Raw genomic sequence first — 5,895 nt, 5'->3', positions numbered from 1 at the left:
GCGACTTGCGCGGAAATGTTGCGTCGTCACGAGGATCGTGCGGTCGAGGCTAATGGCAGCCCGATTGTGGTCGAGGATCCTCCATCCCTGCATCTCGAGATCTACAATGGGTGGATCGGACGACTTCTCCGATCGCGTCAGCTCGCCGCAAGTGGCTCCTCGGCCAGAATCCCCATCGGACACGTGCTTGGAGCGGTGTTCCGGGTGATGGCCGCCTGGTTTCACTGAAGCGTCTTCAACCCGGTGTGTTCGGGCTTGCAAAGTTGCGCCTGGAACACGTTATGACACCCTGGAGCGAACCACGCTCTGGTGAAACCAAGAGAGTCCGTGCTGGAATGAGCGATCAGGTTGGAATCGCGGCTAGACGGGTTTTTCGGCGCGGAACGTCACCGAGCGGACGATTCCCAGAAGCTCTTCGACGCGAGCTCCCGACTCTTCGAGGACCATGCGGACGTCATCCGGGAGGTTGTTGCCCAGGGCGGCGAGGAAGTCCACGTCCGCCAGCACCTCGATGTTTCTCAGCCCCTCTGCGCGCACGATTTCGAAGTAGCGCTCGCGCTGGAGCGCGCCGGCAAGGCAACCGACATAGGCCAAGATACTCTTCTGCAGAGCATCCGGTAGGTTTCCATCGAGCACGATATCGGACACGACCAGACGCCCACGCGGTTTGAGCACACGGTAAATCTCGCGGAAGACGGCTGCTTTGTCGGGGACGAGATTGATGACGCAGTTACTGGTAACGGCATCGATCGTGGCGTCGTCGATGGGGAGGGACTCCAGACGGCCTTCCCGGAACTCGACGTTCGTATAGCCCCCCTTGATCGCGTTGGCGCGGGCCCGGGCGAGCATGTCCGGCGTCATGTCGACGCCGAAGACCCGCCCCGTAGGTCCCACGAGATGCGCCGCAAGAAAGACGTCGATGCCACCACCCGATCCGAGATCGAGAACGGTCTCACCGGCTCGGAGGCCGAGCCTCTCCACCGGTGCCCCGCACCCGAGACCCAGATTGGCTTCCTCCGGAATCGACGCGAGCTCTTTCGCGTCGTAGCCGATCTCGACAGTGCCGCACGAGATCGGTACGGGACCGCAGCAGCCGGACGTCTCCCGGGCGATGCGGCCGTACCGCTCCTTTACCTGATCCACGATTCCTTCGGATGCGGGTTTGTCCATTGGAGAGTCTCCTTCTTCAATTGGATTTTCCATGCTCGCGCCCCGCACCGCAAGCCCCGAGACCTCGTCTGGAAGTGGGCCTCGATTCGCTCATAACGAAGAGCGGCGCTAGGGGGCTGTTCAAGCGACAGTGAGGAAGTCCGGGAGTGCAAAGATCCTCCGGCGCCGCAGCGGTTCTGGACCTTGCTCCTCGCACATTCTACGAGTCCGGGGCATCGAGGCCGCAGCTCGAACGAGGAAGATCGGTTGGGGGGCGGGCGGAACGATGCGGGTCCAGTCGGGTGCGCGCTCGCCGGCTCGTTCGGCTAATAGCTCCACGACCGAGGCGGCAATCGCCATCTCTCGCGGATCCTCGATGGAAGGCGCGTCGACTCGGGACCATTCGACACCGGCGCGCCCTGCATCGGCTACCCATTGCCGCGCCGCCAGAGCATCGAAGTTTGTCAGCGCCCGAACGAGGTCAACGATGTCCACTCTCGGCCTCCCACAGATCGGCAAAAGCATACTGAGCCTTGAGCTCCCGGCCGGGCACGAGCAACGGCTCGACCATCGCCCAGACTTCCTCCTTTGTGCCGGACAGCTTGGACAAAAGAAGACGTGCGTCGCTGATATCGACGTCATCGCGCCACGCCGAAAGCTTCATCGCAAGAAGCTGTCGGGGCGCAGCCGCGCGAACCACAAGGGTTTCCGTCTCGAGAATGAGCTCTCCCGGAGCAATGTCAACCAGATAACCCTTGGCGGCATCGTTCATCCAGTCCGAAGGGAGGTCCATTTCCAGCGCCACCGTGCGTGCAGCCCGAAGGATGGTGCGCGTCTGCTCGGGTGCAACTGCCAGCACGTCCACGTCCTTGGTCGCCTCTCGCGCGTTGTAAAGCATAACGAGCGCAGCTCCGCCGAAAAGCACAAGCTCGAAGCGAGACCCCTCACCTCTGAGGTGCTCCGCCAGCCGTTCGAGCGCACGTCGAATCGTGTCCCTCGAAAGAAGCTCCATTGTCTGAATGATAGCCCGGCGAGATCGGGAAGAGCCACTACGGATCGATCTCGATAGCCTCTGGACGGACCATGGCTCCCGTTTCGTCGGTCTCGACTTCGCCGCGCGCCATATACCGCTTCTCCGGTCAACGCCGAACACCCGAGGTCAGCCGACTGAAATCGAGGATCCGATCTGATACCGTAGCTCCCATGCCGGACGTCGGTCTGACGCATGTGGCGCTTCCCGTTCGGGATCCTCGAAAGTCCGTGGCCTTCTATCAAAAGTACGCCGCGATGGAGGTCGTGCACCGTCGCGTCGACGCCGATGACGGCATCGAAGTCGTGTGGCTGAGCGATCGCACGCGTCCCTTCGCCGTCGTTCTTCTACAGAGCGAAGAGGTCACGCATCCTTTGCGGCCCGACGGTCATCTCGGAGTGGGCTGTGCCAGCCGAGAGGATGTCGACCGTCTCTGTCGCCTGGCGAAGAGCGAGGGAGTTCTACTGATGGGACCCAAGGACTCCGGCTACCCCGTGGGGTACTGGGCACTCTTGAAGGACCCGGACGGACACACGCTGGAGATTGCCTTCGGCCAGGAAGTCGGGCTGACCGTGGAAGGGGTATGAGACGGACCAGGCTGGCTGCACTTTCATGAGCCAGGGAGAGGTTTCGCCGGTGAGGCGAGAAAGGCAGTGAGATCATGAGCAAGCTGCAATTGTTCCTGCCCTGTGTGAGCGCGTTCGCGGTTGCGGCGGGAGCCGCGCAACTCGAGCGCGTCGCTCCTGAGACCGAGGTCCCTTCGGTCTCCGTCGACGAGCTGGTGCGCGCCAGCGGGGAAAAAGGTCTTGCGCCTCTGGTCATCGACGTACGGCTCGAGGAAGACTTCGACGCCGACCCGGTTCTCATCCCCGAAGCGACGTGGCGCGATCCGAACGCGATCGACTCGTGGGTCCAGGAGCTATCACCCGAGAGGCCCGTCGTCGTCTACTGTGTGCGGGGGCATTGGGTCAGCCAGTCGGTCACCAAGAAACTCCGTGACATGGGGTTGAACGTCGCGCAGCTGACGGGCGGCATCGAGGCGTGGAAAGCGTCGGGGAATCCAACGACGAAAGCGACGCGTTAGCGTGACCTGTGCGGCGGAAAGCGTCACGCTCTTTCGATAACGACCTCGCCGCCACTTCCGATCCCGGTGAGACGGTTCACGTTGCCGGTGACACGTCCTACAGGATTGACCGGGCTTGCGGCCCGTGGCTCGTCCGCCGAGGAAGCGGGCGTAGGACCCCAAAAGATGCACAGCGCACGTCCCGGCGGCCAATAAGCGAGCTCCCCAACCTCCATAACCTCCCGAGCGTCTGGTTCCGTTTCCGCGCGCACGGGGATCTCGAAATAGATTTCGTCACCCCATCGCTGGGCGGCGGCTCGAATTGGAAGCGCATCGAGAATGAGCGATGCCGTCTCCGAACGGTTCAGCTCCGCCTTGAGCTCCACAGCTCCGATGCGAAGACGGATCTTCCGAAGCTCCATTTTGACTCCTCTTCAGAACTGCATGGCTTCGTGGTCGGGACTGCCACACGATAACTTGTAGCGAACGGCCCCATGCCATCGACGCGTCGGATTGTACCCACGCGGCGATGGGATGGGACACCATCCCTTTGCAGTTTCCGCTACGTATCGTCCTTCGGGATGATTACGAGGCCGACGGTGTTCGTGCTGCTCTGATGTATGACCAGGTTCCCTTCGGGGGTTGCTCTCATGTGCCGGATGATGCCGATCCCGGAGGGAATGGTCCAGCTCTGGAACCTCTCGGTTTTCGGGTCGAACCGAACGAGCGCATCCGGACGTTGGTTCGACTCGTTGTACCAGATGATGTCGTCGATGATCTCGATGGCGTAGGGGTGCGATTGGGGCCCGCTCGGCGACGGCCACTCTTTGACATCGCCGGTCTCCGGGTCGAGCCGGCCCAGATAGCCGCGCCCGGAATCCGCGTACCAGATCATGTCGTCGCTCGTGATCGCGAGCCGCCGAATATAGGTTCCCTGAGGCGCGTCCGGCTCCGGTGTCGGGTACTCACGGATTTCCCAGGAGTCGGGATTGACCCGCGCGAGCTTGTTGGCTCCGCGGTAGGCGATCCAGATCGTACCCCGGGAGTCTTCCTTGATCCCGTATGGGCGCGCCCTCTCCGTCGGCAAAGTCATCAGTTTGATATCGCCGGTATCGGGAACGAGGCGACCGAGCATGTTGCTGTTCTGGAGAGTGAACCAGAGATCCCCGCTCTCGGTGAAGATCGGCGTGTGAGGGTCGCGCGCTGCAGGATCGGGCATCGGATAGATCTTGATCTCCTCGGTCTTCGGATCGAGCATCCCGATCGTGGCATTGCCGTTTCCCGTGTACCAGATGTTGCCGTCCCGGTCGTCGATGATGCTGTGCGGCTTTGCCTTGGGGTCCAGTTTGTACTCTTGCATCTCGCCGGTCTTCGGGTCGAGCCGTCCGATGAGACTACCGTACATCCCCGCCCACCAGATCGTGCCATCGGGAGTCTGAAGTGGATCGCGAGGCCGTTGCCCGAGAGTGGGCACGTTCCATTCCTGAAAGGTTATTTTCGTATCCCCGGCTACCAGAGTTGGGCGACGGTCGAAGCTTTGCGGAAAGTTCGCCGCCAAGTACTGGGTAATCTCTGTTGCCGAGCCCTCTGGGAGCTCCATCATCTTGCTGATGACGTTCTGCCATTGCTCGTGGGTGTAACCGGTGGAGCGGGTTATCAGGTTTGCCGGGTGGCATGTCACACAAGCGCGCTGGACCTGATCTCTGCCAGCGCCCTCCGGCAGCTCATTCCCTTGCGCGAAGACACCTCGACCGACGGGAAGCAGCATCGTTACCAGAAGAGCAAGACGTAACGATTGAAACATGATCCCTCCTTCCAATGGTTCATCGTGCTGGGTTCTTTTCGCTAGAAGCGGCAGACGTAGTCTACCCTCGTCCCGACCCTCGTAGCTATCGTACGGTCGCCGGCTCTCACGATTCGATTGAGAGAAGGCTCGACGCACCAGTCTGCAACCCGGAGAGGGGGAGTGTACTCACCGACAGGACTCGAGAGCCTGAAGGGCGCGCTCCACGTCCTCCAGGGTGTTGTAGAGATGCGGCGAGAAGCGCAAGTTCCCCCTTCGATAGGCAATGTCGATTCCGTGGTCCTGCAGCCCCCGGTGGATCGCTTCGTTTCGGGTCCGATCCGCGTGAGAAGCGACCACGAGCGTGGAGCGCGAGTCGCCTCCGCGAGGGCTGAGGACGAGATAGCCGAGCGCCACAAGACCGTTGATGAGACGATCGAGGAGGGCGCCATCGTGAGCAGCGACCGCATCGATACCTTGCGCCAGGAGGTAGTCGACCGAAGCGGTCAGCGGCTCGAAATTGAAGAAGTTGGCGGTGCCGAAGATGTCGTATCGTCTCGCCCCGAGATCCTCTTTGACCATCGGAATCGAACTACCTCCTCCGAGCTCCTCGGCGGTCTGCATGGCGAGCCAGTACGCCTGGTTATAGCGAAGGGACGAGAGGAGTCGAGGTGTCATCCAGCAAAAGCCGGTTCCGTACGGTCCGCAGAGCCACTTGAAACCGACGCATACCACCGCGTCGACAGGAGCGCGCGTGACGTCGAGCGGCCGCGCTCCAAGAGCCTGGGAGGCATTCACGATGAACCAGACGCCGTGGGCATGGCAGCGGCGTCCGATGGCTTCGAGATCGATGGCCCGGCCGGTAAAAGA

9 protein-coding genes are annotated in these 5,895 nt (G+C 61.8%); 3 read left to right on the top strand and 6 right to left on the bottom strand.

The window, feature by feature from the left end; translation table 11 throughout:
- Positions 1 to 228 (top strand): hypothetical protein (locus VEK15_29080; protein HXV64788.1); only part of this gene is annotated, 228 nt, incomplete at its 5' end.
- A 132-nt stretch (positions 229 to 360) separates the two neighbouring features.
- Here the strand turns inward: VEK15_29080 and arsM are convergent.
- From arsM to VEK15_29065, 3 genes are all read right to left on the bottom strand, one after another.
- Entirely contained in the window at positions 361 to 1,170 is an 810-nt protein-coding gene (gene arsM / locus VEK15_29075; protein ID HXV64787.1) for an arsenite methyltransferase, read from the bottom strand.
- Between the two features lie 120 nt (positions 1,171 to 1,290).
- On the bottom strand, positions 1,291 to 1,644 hold the full coding sequence (locus VEK15_29070) for a hypothetical protein (GenBank protein HXV64786.1): 354 nt from the start codon (positions 1,642 to 1,644) through the stop codon (positions 1,291 to 1,293).
- Positions 1,631 to 2,161, bottom strand: a complete 531-nt coding sequence (locus VEK15_29065) for a DUF6036 family nucleotidyltransferase (GenBank protein HXV64785.1) — start codon at positions 2,159 to 2,161, stop codon at positions 1,631 to 1,633. The genes VEK15_29070 and VEK15_29065 overlap by 14 nt, the downstream gene beginning before the upstream one ends.
- Before the next feature lie 191 nt (positions 2,162 to 2,352).
- On the opposite strand from VEK15_29065, the gene VEK15_29060 reads away from it, so the two are divergent.
- Together VEK15_29060 and VEK15_29055 are read left to right on the top strand one after the other, a co-directional pair.
- The gene (locus tag VEK15_29060) at positions 2,353 to 2,766 is read left to right on the top strand and encodes a VOC family protein (protein HXV64784.1); all 414 of its coding nucleotides are present in this window, start codon (positions 2,353 to 2,355) and stop codon (positions 2,764 to 2,766) included.
- 74 nt (positions 2,767 to 2,840) lie between these two features.
- Positions 2,841 to 3,263, top strand: a complete 423-nt coding sequence (locus tag VEK15_29055) for a rhodanese-like domain-containing protein (protein ID HXV64783.1) — start codon at positions 2,841 to 2,843, stop codon at positions 3,261 to 3,263.
- A gap of 23 nt (positions 3,264 to 3,286) precedes the next feature.
- Here VEK15_29055 and VEK15_29050 read toward each other — a convergent pair whose 3' ends face one another.
- From VEK15_29050 to VEK15_29040, 3 genes are all read right to left on the bottom strand, one after another.
- Positions 3,287 to 3,664 (bottom strand): cyclophilin-like fold protein, encoded by a 378-nt coding sequence (locus VEK15_29050; protein ID HXV64782.1) that lies wholly within the window; start codon positions 3,662 to 3,664, stop codon positions 3,287 to 3,289.
- Positions 3,665 to 3,804: 140 nt separating this feature from the next.
- Positions 3,805 to 5,046, bottom strand: a complete 1,242-nt coding sequence (locus VEK15_29045; protein ID HXV64781.1) for a cytochrome C — start codon at positions 5,044 to 5,046, stop codon at positions 3,805 to 3,807.
- Positions 5,047 to 5,214: 168 nt separating this feature from the next.
- Positions 5,215 to 5,895 (bottom strand): aminotransferase class V-fold PLP-dependent enzyme (locus tag VEK15_29040; protein ID HXV64780.1); only part of this gene is annotated, 681 nt, incomplete at its 5' end.

Source organism: Vicinamibacteria bacterium, assembly GCA_035620555.1.
Taxonomy (GTDB): Bacteria; Acidobacteriota; Vicinamibacteria; order Marinacidobacterales; family SMYC01; genus DASPGQ01.
The sequence above is the reverse complement of the archived record's forward strand: the minus strand, read 5'-3'. Positions and strand labels throughout refer to the sequence as shown.